The sequence below is a fragment of the Candidatus Nitrosopumilus sp. genome, assembly GCF_965263415.1.
GTDB lineage: Archaea > Thermoproteota > Nitrososphaeria > Nitrososphaerales > Nitrosopumilaceae > Nitrosopumilus.
The window spans coordinates 364,897-379,978 of sequence record NZ_OZ253671.1 but is presented as its reverse complement, the minus strand read 5'-3'; the positions used below and the strand labels follow the sequence as shown (position 1 = coordinate 379,978).

14 protein-coding genes, 2 tRNA genes and 1 other RNA gene are annotated in these 15,082 nt (G+C 33.1%); 8 read left to right on the top strand and 9 right to left on the bottom strand.

Going from position 1 to position 15,082, the window contains the following annotated elements; genetic code table 11:
- Positions 1–15 precede the first annotated feature (15 nt).
- Positions 16–88, bottom strand: a tRNA-Gln gene (locus ACQY22_RS02820).
- A gap of 61 nt (positions 89–149) precedes the next feature.
- Complete coding sequence (locus ACQY22_RS02815; protein WP_428325035.1) at positions 150–1,178, bottom strand: DUF354 domain-containing protein; 1,029 nt, start codon at positions 1,176–1,178, stop codon at positions 150–152.
- 64 nt (positions 1,179–1,242) lie between these two features.
- Between ACQY22_RS02815 and ACQY22_RS02810 the strand changes: the two genes are divergently transcribed.
- Genes ACQY22_RS02810 through ACQY22_RS02790 form a run of 5 tightly spaced genes read left to right on the top strand, consistent with a single transcriptional unit; the run spans position 1,243 to position 6,524 of the window.
- Entirely contained in the window at positions 1,243–2,382 is a 1,140-nt protein-coding gene (locus ACQY22_RS02810) for a hypothetical protein (RefSeq protein ID WP_428325034.1), read from the top strand.
- A 35-nt stretch (positions 2,383–2,417) separates the two neighbouring features.
- Positions 2,418–2,972: a nucleotide exchange factor GrpE gene (locus tag ACQY22_RS02805; RefSeq protein ID WP_428325033.1), complete on the top strand. Its 555-nt coding sequence runs from the start codon at positions 2,418–2,420 to the stop codon at positions 2,970–2,972.
- Between the two features lie 2 nt (positions 2,973–2,974).
- On the top strand, positions 2,975–4,849 hold the full coding sequence (gene dnaK, locus ACQY22_RS02800) for a molecular chaperone DnaK (RefSeq protein WP_428325032.1): 1,875 nt from the start codon (positions 2,975–2,977) through the stop codon (positions 4,847–4,849).
- A 49-nt stretch (positions 4,850–4,898) separates the two neighbouring features.
- The gene (gene dnaJ, locus ACQY22_RS02795; RefSeq protein WP_428325031.1) at positions 4,899–5,984 is read left to right on the top strand and encodes a molecular chaperone DnaJ; all 1,086 of its coding nucleotides are present in this window, start codon (positions 4,899–4,901) and stop codon (positions 5,982–5,984) included.
- 6 nt (positions 5,985–5,990) lie between these two features.
- Positions 5,991–6,524: a 5' nucleotidase, NT5C type gene (locus ACQY22_RS02790; protein ID WP_428325030.1), complete on the top strand. Its 534-nt coding sequence runs from the start codon at positions 5,991–5,993 to the stop codon at positions 6,522–6,524.
- Here ACQY22_RS02790 and ACQY22_RS02785 read toward each other — a convergent pair.
- Entirely contained in the window at positions 6,521–6,661 is a 141-nt protein-coding gene (locus ACQY22_RS02785) for a hypothetical protein (protein WP_428325561.1), read from the bottom strand. The two genes, ACQY22_RS02790 and ACQY22_RS02785, sit on opposite strands and share 4 nt — an antisense overlap.
- Before the next feature lie 99 nt (positions 6,662–6,760).
- Here ACQY22_RS02785 and ACQY22_RS02780 point away from each other — a divergent pair.
- Positions 6,761–6,845: transfer RNA gene (locus tag ACQY22_RS02780), tRNA-Leu, on the top strand.
- Between the two features lie 3 nt (positions 6,846–6,848).
- Here ACQY22_RS02780 and gatE read toward each other — a convergent pair.
- Genes gatE through ACQY22_RS02765 form a run of 3 tightly spaced genes read right to left on the bottom strand, consistent with a single transcriptional unit; the run spans position 6,849 to position 12,252 of the window.
- Complete coding sequence (gene gatE, locus ACQY22_RS02775; protein ID WP_428325029.1) at positions 6,849–8,753, bottom strand: Glu-tRNA(Gln) amidotransferase subunit GatE; 1,905 nt, start codon at positions 8,751–8,753, stop codon at positions 6,849–6,851.
- 8 nt (positions 8,754–8,761) lie between these two features.
- Entirely contained in the window at positions 8,762–10,051 is a 1,290-nt protein-coding gene (gatD, locus tag ACQY22_RS02770) for a Glu-tRNA(Gln) amidotransferase subunit GatD (RefSeq protein ID WP_428325028.1), read from the bottom strand.
- A 32-nt stretch (positions 10,052–10,083) separates the two neighbouring features.
- Positions 10,084–12,252, bottom strand: a complete 2,169-nt coding sequence (locus ACQY22_RS02765) for a CDC48 family AAA ATPase (RefSeq protein WP_428325027.1) — start codon at positions 12,250–12,252, stop codon at positions 10,084–10,086.
- Positions 12,253–12,357: 105 nt separating this feature from the next.
- Here ACQY22_RS02765 and ACQY22_RS02760 point away from each other — a divergent pair, with 105 nt between their 5' ends.
- Both ACQY22_RS02760 and ACQY22_RS02755 read left to right on the top strand, forming a co-directional pair.
- Positions 12,358–13,092, top strand: a complete 735-nt coding sequence (locus ACQY22_RS02760) for a 50S ribosomal protein L2 (RefSeq protein ID WP_428325026.1) — start codon at positions 12,358–12,360, stop codon at positions 13,090–13,092.
- Between the two features lie 50 nt (positions 13,093–13,142).
- Positions 13,143–13,421 carry an acylphosphatase gene (locus ACQY22_RS02755; protein ID WP_428325025.1) on the top strand — a complete coding sequence of 93 codons (279 nt, stop codon included), beginning with the start codon at positions 13,143–13,145 and terminating at the stop codon, positions 13,419–13,421.
- Here ACQY22_RS02755 and ACQY22_RS02750 read toward each other — a convergent pair.
- From ACQY22_RS02750 to ACQY22_RS02740, 3 genes are all read right to left on the bottom strand, one after another.
- A complete protein-coding gene (locus ACQY22_RS02750; RefSeq protein WP_428325024.1) occupies positions 13,418–13,750 on the bottom strand; it encodes a hypothetical protein in 333 nt (110 codons plus the stop codon). The genes ACQY22_RS02755 and ACQY22_RS02750 overlap by 4 nt on opposite strands.
- Before the next feature lie 32 nt (positions 13,751–13,782).
- Positions 13,783–14,094, bottom strand: an RNA gene (gene ffs / locus ACQY22_RS02745) — signal recognition particle sRNA.
- Between the two features lie 35 nt (positions 14,095–14,129).
- Positions 14,130–15,044, bottom strand: coding sequence for a TIGR00269 family protein (locus ACQY22_RS02740; RefSeq protein ID WP_428325023.1), 915 nt, complete (start codon positions 15,042–15,044; stop codon positions 14,130–14,132).
- Between the last annotated feature and the right edge of the window lie 38 nt (positions 15,045–15,082).

The window sequence follows — 15,082 nt, the reverse complement described above, 5'->3', positions numbered from 1 at the left end:
TTGTTTTTAGAAAAGTAGCCCGAGGCAGATTCGAACTGCCGTCACGGGCTCCAAAGGCCCATATGCTTGACCTCTACACTATCGGGCTGCTAAATCGAGCACGCTAACTCCCTTAATGAACTTTTTATTCTGATATGCCTAACACTAAACTAATCTTCGATAACCCTAATTAATTTCTCAATTGGATCTTCCATTTGGTTTAGAATTTTTTTTGCTTTTAGTTCATTTAATTGCTTTGTAGATGCAAAAAACTTTGTTATATGTTTTGAAACCTTTTTAGGATTTGTTTCTCTTATGACCAATCGTTTTTTCACCAAAAAGTTCTCTATTATGTTTGGAACTGCATTATATGATATTGTGGGAATTCCCATTAATGCTGATTCTGCAGTCATTGTACCACCTGAACCAATAAAAACATCTGTGTTGTTTAACAAATGTTTTCCATCAAATGACATCTTTACAATTTTAGCTTTTTTACCTATTTTCTTTTGTAGTTTTTGAATTTGTTTTGTATACCTACCTAAAACAACAATATTCTCTTCATTAAATTTAGATATTACATCCTTGGTAATTGGAATAATTTTATTTGATTTTTCTGTATATGATGCTTCTTCTTCTTCTATTCTTATCAAAATATTTTTCCTGCCATTATTTTTGAATGGAAGTTTCATATCTTCATTTGTTTTTCTTTTGATTGTTACTGCTGCATCAATTGCTTTGTATGGGATGATATTTTTTTCATTTATTCCATATTTTGAAAATTCTTTTTTTGGAATTGTATTGGGGATTAACAGCTTTTGAATTAATGGTAATGTTAATTTCATCACTGCTTCTGCATGTGGTGAATCACAAAATGCAATATGTTTAATTCCTAAACCAAATGAAACTCTTGCAGCTTCAGGTGAACAAAAACTAATTACCAGATCTGGTGAAAATGCCTCAATTTTTCTGATAAGCTTTCCAATTCTATCATTTCCTGCTTTTAGTTTGGAATTTTTTCTTCCTCCGCCATGTTTACCTACTAAAATAAGGTCAAAATTACGAATTTTAGCTAATTTTGAAACTTCTTCATACTCTCTAGAAGTGCATAAAATACTGTTTTTTTTGCCTAATTTTTCTATTATTGGTTCAGAAAACAGTAATTGTTTTGGAGTTAGAACATCTATCCATATTTTCAAGTAATTTTCATAACTGAAGTTAGTTCAATAAGTTTTTCTTAGTCTAATCCTAAGCTTTAGTGTAATGGGGGGAACAAAAGTTGTTGTTTATGGCCTTAGTACCGAAGGATATGCTATTGCATCACAAATGGCCATTAAAGGAGCCGACGTTTACATAATTGATGAATCTACCCCTTCTGCAATTTCACTAAAAGCAGAAATTGCTAAAACATATCCAAACGTTTCATCTCTAAAAGAAGATGAACCATTACTATCTATGGAACCAATTGATGTGGCAATATCCAAAGCTCAATATCTATTCTTTACTCCTAGAATCAGAAAAACTGGACAGGACATCAAAACTGAAATCCATTCAAAATTCAAAGATGCTACTGCATCTTTAAAGAAAAAAAGTTCTGTTGTTTTTACTCTCCCAACAGGATTTGGTGGAAATAATGAAAATATTTCTTTACTTGAACATGTTACAGGACTTGAAGTTGGAAAAGATATTTCATATTTTTATTATCCTTTAGAAAGTACTGATCAACAACCAAAAATTGTTGGTTCTTTTAATGGCAAAAAAGATTCTGTATTGTCTGGTTTGTTAACTACTGGAAAAAAAGAGAAAAACTTTGTTGCAATTTCATCCTCTGAACATTTTCATGCAATTGATGTTCTCTCAAGATTTTCAAGTCTGTGTAGTGTGTTAGAAGTTTGTAAATATGCTCAAGATGAAATTACTAAAAATGATTTATCATCAGATGATTTTCAAGAAATATTCCTTGATGATATGGTAGGTGGCTTACTAGATCTAAAATCTTTAGGCTCATCTTTTGAAGGTGCAAACACACTCATGTATCTCATTAATGGAAGTGTAAAAGGTATTGATGGTTACATCAAACGATTGATAGATGAAATACGTGCAACTTTAAAGAAAAATGATCTTAAAGCTAGCAGAACAAAAATTGCATTATCTTGGACACTTGATCAACATTCAATGCGTGGGGATAAAATTGAGATGCTTCAAAATTTGACTTCGAGATTACGTGATTACATTGGTGATGTTGAAGCATATGAAGATCCAAATTTTGATCTATTTCATAGTGATAAAACAACAATTGTTGTAGCATGTTCAAAATCTGATTTCACAACTATTGAAAAAACTAAACAAGATTCTGATTTGATTATTGTGAAAGCTAATCCTTTATGCGAAACAATCCAATAATGGTATAAATTAGCTAAATTAGTATTCTGTTTGAATTGTCTAGTGAAAATGAATCTGATGAAATTCCTGTAAATGTTGTTTCTGAGAATGAATCTGTTGAGGAATCAAAATCTTCTGAATATATGAAAGAAAACTCATCAGAGTTATTAGATGCAGAAAAACAAAAAACTTCAGAATGTGAAGAAAAATTAAAACATATTTTAGCAGATTTTCAAAATCTTAGTAGAAAGACACAATCTGATATTGAAAATGGTGTTAATGCTAAAGTAGATGAATTTCTATTGGATTTTCTAAAAATCTATGATGATTTTATTCGTGCAAGAGATGTCTTTTCTGAAAATAAAATCAATGCCGAAGGTCTTGATTCAATTTTAAAAAATATGGATTCTCTGTTGAAAAAATACAATGTGGCTCCAATTGATGCGTTAGGAGAAATTTTTGATCCAAATCTTCATGAAGCAATATCTGTCATCTCTGATCCTAATTTAGATGACAATACAATTACCAAGGAGATCAGGAAGGGATATATTTCTCAAAAGAGGATTATAAGACCGACATTAGTAGAAATTTCAAAAAAGGATGATAATTAAAAATGGCTAAAGTAATAGGTATCGATTTAGGAACAAGTAACTCTGCTGCTGCAGTAATGATGGGTGGAAAACCAACAATTATTCCTGCAGCTGAAGGTCAAACTGCAGCTGGAAAGGCATTCCCATCCGTAGTCGCTTTTTCTAAAGAAGGTGAACTTTTAGTTGGTGAACCTGCTCGTAGACAAGCAGTCACAAACCCTGACAATACTATTGTTGCAGCAAAACGAAAAATGGGTTCTGATTATACCTTTAAAATTCTAGATAAAGAATACAAACCTCAACAAATTTCTTCATTCATTCTACAAAAAATAAAAAAAGATGCTGAGGCATTTATTGGTGAATCTGTAGAAAAAGCAGTTATTACAGTTCCAGCATACTTTGATGACAATCAACGTCAAGCAACAAAAGATGCAGGAACAATTGCAGGTCTTGATGTTGTTAGAATAATTAATGAACCAACTGCAGCGTCCTTAGCATTTGGATTAGATAAAGCAAAAGAAGACATGAAGATACTTGTCTTTGATTTTGGTGGTGGTACATTAGATGTTACTATCATGGAAATGGGAGGTGGTGTTTTTGAAGTAATGAGTACATCTGGAGATACTCAACTAGGTGGAACTGATATGGATAAAGTTTTGATTGATTATGTTGTTGACGAATTTAAGAAAAAAGAAGGAGTTGATCTTTCTCAAGACACAACTGCAATGACAAGAATTAGAGAAGCTGCCGAAAAAGCAAAAATTGAATTATCTACTGTGATGGAAACCGATGTTAATCTACCATTTATTGCACATGATCCATCCTCCGGTGCAAAGAATCTTGAATTAAGACTAACTAGATCTAAACTTGACGAATTAATTGAACCTATTGTAGATCGTTGTAAACCTTCTATACAAAAAGCACTTGAAGATGCAAAACTTTCCAATTCTGATATTAACAAAATAGTAATGATTGGTGGTCCAACAAGAATTCCACTAGTCAAAAAATTTGTTAGTGATGTTATAGGAAAGGAAGTTGAATCTGGTGTTGATCCTATGGAAGCAGTAGCCATGGGAGCTGCAATTCAAGCGGGAATTATTGCTGGTGATGTTACTAGTGACATTGTTCTACTTGATGTAACTCCATTAACTCTGGGAATTGAAACACTTGGAGGAGTTCGAGAACCTCTTATTGAAAGAAACACTACTATTCCAACCTCAAAAGGAAAAGTGTTCACAACTGCAGCTGATAATCAGACAGCTGTAACTATACATGTTGTTCAAGGTGAAAGACCTATGGCCACAGATAATGTTTCTTTAGGCAGCTTTAATCTTACTGATTTACCTCCTGCCCCAAGAGGAGTTCCTCAAATTGAAGTCAAATTTGATATTGATGCAAATGGAATCATTAATGTAACTGCAAAAGATCTTGGAACTCAAAAGGAAGCAAAAATTACTATTGAAACAAAAACTAAATTATCTGAAGAAGAAATTGAAAAATTAAAAGAAGATGCTGAAAAGTTCTCTGAGGAAGATAAAAAGAAGAAAGAGAAAATTGATCTTAAAAATGAAGCAGAAAGTTACATCTACACTACTGAAAAATTAGTTAATCATGATCTAAAAGATAAAATCTCTCAAGAGCAAGGAATTAAAATTACTGATGCTGTAAAAGAAGTAAAAGAGGTTTTAGATAAAGAACCTGAAGAATTAAAACCAAAACTTGAAGCATTACAATCTTTAGTAAACGAAGTAACTACTGAACTCTACAAGAATGCAGCCCCTCCTCCAGGTGCTGATGGACAACAAGGTGCTGATGGACAACAAGGTGCTGATGGACAACAAGGTGCTGATGGACAAACAACAGAATCCGCTTCAAATGACGAAACAAAAACTAACTGATTTTCAAAATTCAACCATTTATACAGTAATTATAATAAAGGAATGATTCATGTCTGCAAAGCGAGATTATTATGAAGTTTTAGGAGTGTCTAAATCATCTGCTAATGATGAAATTAAAAAACAGTATAGAAAATTAGCATTAAAGTTTCATCCAGATCGAAATCAATCTGCTGAGGCCGGAGAACATTTTAAAGAAATTTCTGAAGCATATGCGGTTCTTTCTGACCCTGAAAAGAGACAACTGTATGATCAACATGGACATGCAGGTGTAGATGGAAGATATTCTAGTGAAGATATCTTTCAGGGTGCACGTGGTGACTTTAGCGATATCTTTGGTCGTGGAGGTGGAGGATTTGATTCTATTTTTGAATCAATATTTGGTCGTGGAGGTGGAGGATTTGGATTTGGTCAAGAACGAGGTTCTGATATTCTTTATCAAACATCAGTTACATTAGAAGATGTTTTACATGGCAAACAAATGGAAATAGAATTACAAAAACAAATTCACTGTAATACGTGCAGTGGTTCTGGTTGTAAACCTGGTACCAATAAAAAAATATGTTCTTCATGTAATGGGCAAGGTCAAGTAAGGCAAACACGTAACATGGGATTTGCGTCATTTGTTACTGCTGCACCTTGTTCTTCATGTAGAGGTCAAGGTTCAATCATTGAAACTCCTTGTAGTGATTGTAAAGGTCAAGGAAAGAAAAAAGGATCAAAAAAAGTTACTTTTGACATTCCTCCTGGAATTGATTCAGGTGATTATACTGTACCAAATGAAGGAAATGAAGTACCTGATGGCTCTAACGGTGATCTAATTGTTAGAGTTAGAGTACAACCTCATTCAAAATTCAATAGAGACGGAAAAGATATCTTCTATGATCAAGATGTTTCAATGATTGATGCAGCATTAGGATGTGATATTGTTGTCCCAACTTTGGAAGGAACTGAAAAAATTAAAGTTGATTCTGGAAGTCAACCAAACACAATTATCAAATTAAAAGGAAAGGGTGTGCCACATATCAATTCTAGAGGCAAGGGGGATCAGTATGTTAGAATTGTAGTAAATATTCCTAAAAAACTCAACAAACATCAAAAAAACCTACTTGATGAATTTAAACAAACTAGTGATTAACTGATTATGAAGATCGCATTAGATGTTGACGGTGTACTTGCTGATGTTATCCAATCGTGGCTAAATTATAGTAATTCAATTAGGCAAGAAATTCAAAAACATGAGATTACTGATTGGGATTTTTGGAAAAAATTTGAAATTGATCGTTATGACTTTTATGCTGAGTTAAGTTCGTGTTGGAAAAATTGGACTTCGATTCCTCCTACTGAAGAAAATCTAGCCTCTATCACAAAAAATCTGTCTGATATTGGTCAAGTAGATATTGTAACTGCAAGAGAGCGTTCAACTGACTCTTTTGTAAAAAACTGGCTAAAATATCACAATATTTCATTTGATAATTATGTTTCAGTAATTCATGGTCCTATGAAAGCTGATTTGGATTATGATGTCTTTATTGATGATTCACCATTAAATGCGTCAAAATTTCTAGAAAACAAGAAAAAAGTCATTCTATATTCTCAACCGTGGAATCAACATATTACTGAAAATAAAATTCATCGAATTTCAAATCTCTCAGAAGCAATTCAGAAATTAAATTAATTTTTTGTAAATTTCTTAATATTTACTTGATGTCCTTTTCTTACATGTGTAGAATGAGTTGTTTTTAATAATTCTGAAATTTTATCATCATCATAAAATTTTACATTGTAACGTCCTAGGACTTTTTTACAATTCATACAATAAACTTCTTTGAATTCCATTTCCATTTTGAGTTGATAGATGTTATACTTTCAGTATAATAAAGAAACTTATTCTAGATTTCAAAAATTTACAATGCGGGAGTCGCCCAGCCTGGTCAACGGCGTAAGGTTCAGATCCTTATCTTCTAGGAGTTCGTGGGTTCAAATCCCACTTCCCGCATAATTAGTTATTTTCTAATTTGTTTTTGATATTTTTTAAAAGAAGTTTGTTGATCGTTTCTCCAGATGCTTTACCTCTTAATTCCTTCATCGCGATTCCCATTAGAGGTCCAATCGCTCTTTCTTTTTGATTTTTTATAATTTCTTGGTTATTTTCAACAACTTGATGGCAAATTTTCTCTAATTCTGATTCATCTACAGCCTCAATTGAAGCATTTTTCATTGCCTCTTCTATTGTTTGAGACTTTGCATTCATAATGTTTTCAAAAATAATTTCAACTGATTCTTTAGTAATTTTTCCTTCTTCTAAAAATTGAAATGTTTTTGCTATTTCTTCATTTTTTAATAATTTTGAATCTAATCCGTTTCTTTCTAAATTTGTTATAGTTGAACATAATACTGATGCTACAAATGTTGGGTTTACTTTGGTTTTTCCAATTACATTTTCAAATAATTCAAAATAATTTGAATCAAAAAGTTGTTCTGATAATTGAAGATTTAATTGATATTTTGTTTGTAACTCTTTAATTGAATCATCCCATGATTTGGGAATATTCTTTATTGCATTACTTAATTCTGTTTTTGAAATTATTATTGGAGGAATGTCTGTTTCAGGATACATTCTTGCTGCACCTGGTCTTGGTCTTAGAAATTTAGTCTCTCCACTTTGAGTTGCTAATCGTGTATCGATTGGAATTCCTTCATTTCTAATATACTCAATTCTCAAAACTATTTGATCTATGATTATTTCTATTTTCTCTTCTGGGGCTGCCAAAATTAAAAATCCATCATTACCATTAATCTCTAAAGTTCTTTTCAAATCATTAATGTCTTCATTTTCAACACCGTAATTTGGTAACTCATCAGAATGAAAAACTCCACCTATTCCAAAAAATCGTACTAGTTCTGCTACTTCTTTTCCTAATCTAATTCCTTCATATGGGGAATATCTAAACATGCCTGCCATATTTCTAAACGAAATTCCAAATATTTTTTGATTTTTCTTTATAGCATTTTGAATAATTTTTGATTTACATTTTTTGAATAACTCGGTTACATCTTTACGATCTTGATTTTCATGAGTCCAATCAATATGCTGTAATTTTTCTGAGATTTTTAATAATCCGTGTTGTCTTTTAGCCTCATATTCTACTACTTTTTCTAATTGATCAAGCTGTTGAACTCCTTTGACTTCAATTACGACATTTCCGCCTTTTATTGAAACATTAACGTCTTGTCGAATTGAACCTAATCCGCGTTTCACTTTTTTAGTACTCCTTAAAATTCTCCCTAATGCCAATGCAATTTTTTTAATTTCATATGATTTTACTTCAAATGGTTCAGTAGCAATTTCAACTAAAGGAACACCTAAACGTTCTAAACCATATTTCTTAATTGAACCATCTTCTCCCAAAATCTTTGCTGCATCTTCTTCTAAACAAATAGATTGAATTCCAATTTTTTTTTCCTCTACATTGAAAGAACCACCTTGTGAAATTAACATTGTTCGTTGAAATCCTGTAGTATTTGAACCGTCTACAACTGTTTTTCTCATTGGATATATTTCTCTAAATACATCTGATTGTAGTGCTGATGCAATTATCAAAGAAATTTTCTTTGCATCTTCATCTAACTCATGTGGAGGTTCTTCATCTTGTTCAACAAGACAACTACTCTCTGGATTTGCAAAATACATTATAGTTTTTGATTTTGATTTTTCAAATAATGCTGCAGGGTCATATTCTCCTAATTCACTTTTAGCAGCACGTAATTTTCTTTGAAATTTTACAGAATATTCGTCTGTGTCAATAGGTGTACAATTACAAAATAATTTTTTATTTGTATCTAGTTGTTGATGAATCTCTAGTCCTACTTTAACTCCTAATTCAATTGTTGCAAATTCTGACATTTCTTCTCCTAGATTGACATTTCTGATGCAATATTATCACGCATAATTTCTTTTACCCCATCTATATTCTGAGTATTCCCAAGTGCCCACATTGCTTTTACCAGAGCCACCTCTGGAAGCATATCTTCTAAAGGAATTATTCCTAAATTTAGAAGATCTCTGCCACTTTCATACACTGTCATTCTTACTCTTCCATCAATACATTGTGATGTCATGCCTAGAAACATCCCTTTTTCGTTGGCTTTTTTTATAGAATCATACATGACTCTTCCAACATGTCCTAATCCTGTACCTTCAAAGATTATTCCTTTGTATCCACTATCTATAATTTGCTCAATTAGTTTAGGATCATATCCTGGATGGTATTTTACCAAAGCGATTTTTGTATCTAGATTAATTTTTGGTTGGAATTCTAAAGTTTTGTAAACTTCTTTAGAAATATTTTTTTGAATTTTTTCTTCTGCAATTATAAATGCTGGATTATCTCCTATTGTTTGAAATGCTCCTCGTTTACTTGTATGATTCTTTCTAACTCTTGTTCCAATATGACATGCAACTGTGTTATCATTTTCATCATTATGCATGGCAATGTATACTCCTTTTGTTTTACTTTCTGTAATAAATTTGGTTGCTCCTATCAAATTTAGTGCTGCATCAGATGATGCTCTATCTGAAGATCTTTGAGAACCAACTAAAACAATTGGAATTGGAAATCCTGCTAATGCAAATGAAAGAAATGATGATGTATAATGCATTGTATCGGTTCCATGGGCAATAATAATTCCTGAATAATCTGAATTTGAATAACTACTAATTTTTTTTGCAATTTCTAACCAGTTTTCTGGCATTATATTTTCAGAATATTCTGATAACAAGACTTCTGCATCAATATTTGCAATTTTAGAAAGTTCGGGAACTGATGAGTTTAATTCTTCAGCAGTTAATACTGGAGTAACTGCTCCTGTTCTATAATCTACTTTACTTGCAATCGTTCCTCCAGTTGAAATTAGTAGTACTTTTGGTAATCCATCTATTTTGTTTACTTTTTCAGGTTCCTCAATAATTTTTTCTGAAGACTGAATTTTCTCAACATTCTTAATTTTAGCAATTTCTAATCCAACATTGTATCCACTCTTTAATTTCAAAACAATGTGTTTATCGTCACCATGCTCATATCTGGGCATAATTATGCCTGAATATGTAATATCTAAGAGAATTTTTACAGAATCTCCAATTACTACTTGATTGTTCTTTAGAAATTCTAATGAATTCCCTTCATATCCTCTATATTCTGACATTTACGAGAATTAGATTTGCTATTTAATTAAAACTACCTGTAATAGGAAGCAACTAGTTTTTCGCCCATCTTGAGGTCTTTTTGCTCTCTTACTTTCTTTACTGCTTCTTCAAAGTGTTTCATAGTTACTTTGGCTTCAATACTGTTCTTTTCAACATCTTTAACATCTGGATGTTTGTCCAAGAATTCGTGAATTACTAATGAAACTGCTGTATTTGCAATAGATGAAGTATCTGCTCCACTCATTCCATCTGTGATTTCTGCAATCTTTTCCATATCTACATCGTCACCCATAGGAATTTTTTCAGCATTAATTTCAAGAATACGTTTTCTACTATCTTTATCTGGATTTGGTACTTGAATAATTTTATCAAATCTACCTGGTCTTAACAAGGCTGGGTCAATCATATCTGCTCTGTTTGTTGCAGCTAGAACAACAACTCCGTGCATATTTTCCATACCATCTAATTCTGTAAGTAATTGGCTGACAACTCTTTCAGTAACTGCAGTTTCACCACCTGCTCCTCTTATTGGTGCAATAGAATCTATTTCATCAAAGAAAACTACACATGGTGCAGATTGTCTTGCTCTTTTGAAAATTTCTCTAATTCCTCTTTCTGATTCACCTACCCATTTAGATAATAACTCTGGACCTCTAACAGAAACAAAGTTTGCTTCACTTTGAGTTGCAACAGCTTTTGCAAGTAATGTTTTACCAGTACCACTTGGACCGTGAAGCAATATTCCTCTTGGCATGCTGTGACCAAGTTTGTCGTATAATGCTGGATATTTCATTGGCCATTCAACTGCTTCTTGTAATTCACGTTTAACATCTTCTAAACCGCCAACTTCATCCCATTTTACATCTGGATTTTCAATGAAAACTTCTCTCATTCCAGATGGAGTTACCTCAATCAAGGCTTTTTGGAAATCTTCATGATTTACAATTAATTTGTCTAATGTCTCAGGTGGAATTTTTTCTTCTTCAAGATTTAGAATTGGTAATAATCTTCTCAAACATTTCATTGCAGCCTCTTTACAGAGATACTCCAAGTCTGCACCAACATATCCGTGGCTAATTGCTGAAATTTTATCCACGTTTACATCGTCAGATAATGGCATGTTTCTGCTGTGAATTGCAAGAATGTCTTTTCTTCCTTTCTTATCTGGAACTTTGATTTCGATTTCTCTATCAAATCTTCCTGGTCTTCTGAGTGCCGGATCAATTGCATTTGGTCTGTTTGTTGCAGAAATTACAATTACTTTACCTCTTGCTTCTAATCCATCCATTAATGATAACATCTGAGATACTACTCTTCTTTCAACTTCTCCAGTAACTTCTTCTCTTTTTGGTGCAATAGAATCTATTTCATCAACAAAGATTATTGAAGGAGCTTTTTCTCTTGCTTCTTTGAAAATCTCTCTTAGTCTAGCTTCACTTTCACCATAAAACTTACTCATTATTTCTGGACCTGAAATGCTGATAAAGTGTGCATTACTTTCATTTGCAACAGCTTTTGCAAGTAGTGTTTTACCTGTTCCAGGTGGACCATACAACAAAACCCCCTTTGGAGCTTCAATTCCTAGTTTTTCAAAAATTTCAGGATGTCTTAATGGCAGTTCAATCATTTCTCTTACTTTCTTTATCTCATCAGTCAAACCTCCAATGTCTTCATAAGTGACTTGTGGAACACCGCGTAGCGTTTCACCTTTTTCTGCAATATGGAAAACTGTTTTTTGAGTAATCAAAACTGCATCAGCAGCTGGTGTGACTCCAATTACTTGAAAAGTTAAACGTCCACCAAAGTATGGTACCATTACATTGTCTCCTTTAATCAAAGGAACACTTTCTAAAGCATCTGCAAGATATCTCTCATCGATTGGTGGAATTGCTTCTAATGGAGCAACTACGACCTTTTCTGCAGCTACTGCTTTGATTTTCCTAACTGAAATTGTATCTCCAATTGCAATTCCTGAATTATTCCTTCCAAGTCCATCAATTCTGATTATTCCTTTTCCTTCATCAGATGGGTATAATGGAAGACATTTTGCAACTGTTCTTCTTTTACCTTTAATTTCAATAACATCACCTGTGGATGCATTTAGTGTATCCATTGAATCATAATCAATTCTTGCTACTCCTCTTCCGACATCTCTTGTGTATGCCTCCAAAACTTTGAGAGAAAGTGCATTTTGGCTCATAATCAAATGCCCTCTGTCTAATTTTTATATCTTTGTGGTAATTTATCCAAAGACTAGGTAAAAATCACAAGCTTAAAATCCTCTTTAGGTAGGAAACGATCAACTTTGGGTAAGAGACCATTAGTAAGAAGACGTGGCCGTGGAGGCAATCAATTTAGATCTACTTCTACTGGTAAAGTAGGCACCAAAGCAAATTATCCTCGTTTCCCACTATCTGAACAACATGAAGGTGAGATCATTGACCTTGTTCATGAACGTGGTAGAGAAGCACCTTTAGCTAAAGTTAGATTTGAAGATGGTTCAGTATCATTTGTTCCAGCAGTTCTTGGAGCAAAAGTTGGTGAAACTTTACAATTTGGATTAAAATCAAAAATTGAAAAAGGAAATGTAATTAGCATTCAAAACATTCCTGATGGAACTATTGTATGTAATATTGAAAAGCACTTTGGTGATGGCGGCGCAATTGTGAAATCTGCAGGAACTGACGCAACTGTTTTCTCTCATGGTGATGAGGGTGTTACTGTTAAACTTCCTTCTGGAAAATTCACTACTCTAAATCCAAAAAATAGAGCCATGATTGGAACTCTAGCTGGAGGTGGCGCTAGTGAAAGACCATTTATGAGTGCAGGTGGAAAATGGAGAAACTTTAAAGCTAAAGGAAAGAAATACCCAATAGTTCGAGGTGTTGCTCAAGCAGCTTATGTTCACCCACACGGTGGTGGTCGTCATCAACATGTTGGACAAAGTTCTACTGTTTCTAGAGATGCTCCTCCAGGAGCAAAAGTTGGAAGTATTGCTGCAAGAAAGACTGGTAGAGCCAGAATTAAAGAAAGAAAGTAGTTTTTTCTTTAACCTAAAATTGATTAATAACTCTATGAAATCTTTGATGAATGTCAAACCAACGAATTAGACTTTTTGTAACCGGCAGAGTTCAGGGTGTTTTTTTTCGCCAGACGTTAAAAACAAGAGCAATACAAAATGATGTTTTTGGATGGGTAAAAAATCTCAAAGATGGTCGTGTTGAGGCAATTTTAGAAGGTAATGAAGAAAATGTTAGTCGATTAGTTGAATGGGCTCATGGTGGTCCAGCAAATGCAATAGTTGAAGATGTAGAAATTCGTAATGAGAACTTTACTGGTGAATTTTCAAAGTTTGATGTTTTGTATTAGTGAATTTTTTTATATACTTCTTTAATTAAATCTCCAAATTCAGAAATTTGCTGGCTTTTATTGATTTGAATAATTTCTATAGGCTTTTTTCTGCTCTTTTGTAGTTTTATAACCACTCCTTCTTTTTGAGGTTCTACATCTGCGAACCCTCTAAACGTCATGGATTTACAAAATACAACTCTGTGCATTCTAATGTCTTCCACCACGTTTTCTCCTAAATCAAAACAAAATTCTCTAATTGAATCAAAAAGTGGTAACACATCTATTGGAATCTGCTTCTTAAAGTCTTCATAACTTCTTTTGTTTCCAAATGAAATTATTCCTTCCATGAACTTGTAAATTTGAATTTAATAATAAATGGTAGCAGATCTGTTGGTTCCAGTCTAGACGAATAGCCCCATTTCAAGGCGTACAAGATCCGCCACGTTGACGAGGAAGCGTGGATGCTCCACCTTAGGATTGCTCCCTCCCGGACCTCATCCCTTTCGATGGTTCGGTCTTAGAAGTCATCCCTTCGGATAATTCTAGTCCTGCAACCACCCGCCTCGGCGTGATTTCATTTCCGCACACCAAGCGGGAATTACCCATCTAGAGATTTACCCAACAGTTACTGATCTCTGCATATAGCCGGTTTCAGAACAGGGTACGGCTGGCACCCCGATCCTACCTACTACCAATTTTTCTAAAACAAAGTATGTTATATTTGCATTAGGTTTGATTCTCTTTTAGTTTCAACACCATGTTACAAACTGAGCATACATTTCCTGTACAATCACTACCACATTTCTTACAAACTGTTTTTTCTTTGTAGTTTGTTTCTTTGATAATATTTGATACTCTGAGAATTGATTGATACAAATTATTTTTAATTCCACTGTGTTGTTTTTCTAATGAATTTAGAAATTCACGTATTTCTGTTCTTATTCCTTCATTCATGTGAGGACAAGGTTCTGATTGGAATGGAATGTCATTTGTAAATGCATAGAATACTATTTCAGATTCATATATATCACAAAATGGTTTTATTTTTCTTAGCAAATTCGAAGACGTATCAGGATCCATCCAACCAATCTTGTTTGTATCTCCTGATAACATGTTTATGACAAATGTTTGTAATGTATCATCTAGATTATGTCCTGTTGCAATAACATCTGCTCCTATGTCTTTTGCAGCGTGATCAATTGCTCTTCTTCTTAGAGTTCCACAAATTGAACATGATGATGTTTTTTCATTTTCTCTCAAGTCTAATGCTTCATCAAGTGTTAATTCAAAGAGATCCTTGTAAGAGTAAACTTTGTGTTCTACCCCTAACTCTCCACAAAACTTCTCAACAATTTCTAATGCTTCATTTCTATATCCTGGAATTCCCTCATCAATAGTAATTGCTTTGATTCTAAAATTATGGGTTGATGACATTTCATGAATAATTTTTAACAGTGCTAATGAGTCTTTGCCTCCCGATACTGCAACTGCAACTAATTCATTATTTTTGATCATTTTATGTTTGGATATGGTTTTTGCAGTCTTTCTTACAATAGAATTTGAGAAACATTCTGAACATAGCTTTTGTCCAGAATATTTTCTAGTATACACTGCTGAATTTTCACATCCGTCACATTTCATGACTTTGAATATTTTTTTTCATTAATGATTCTTTAGGT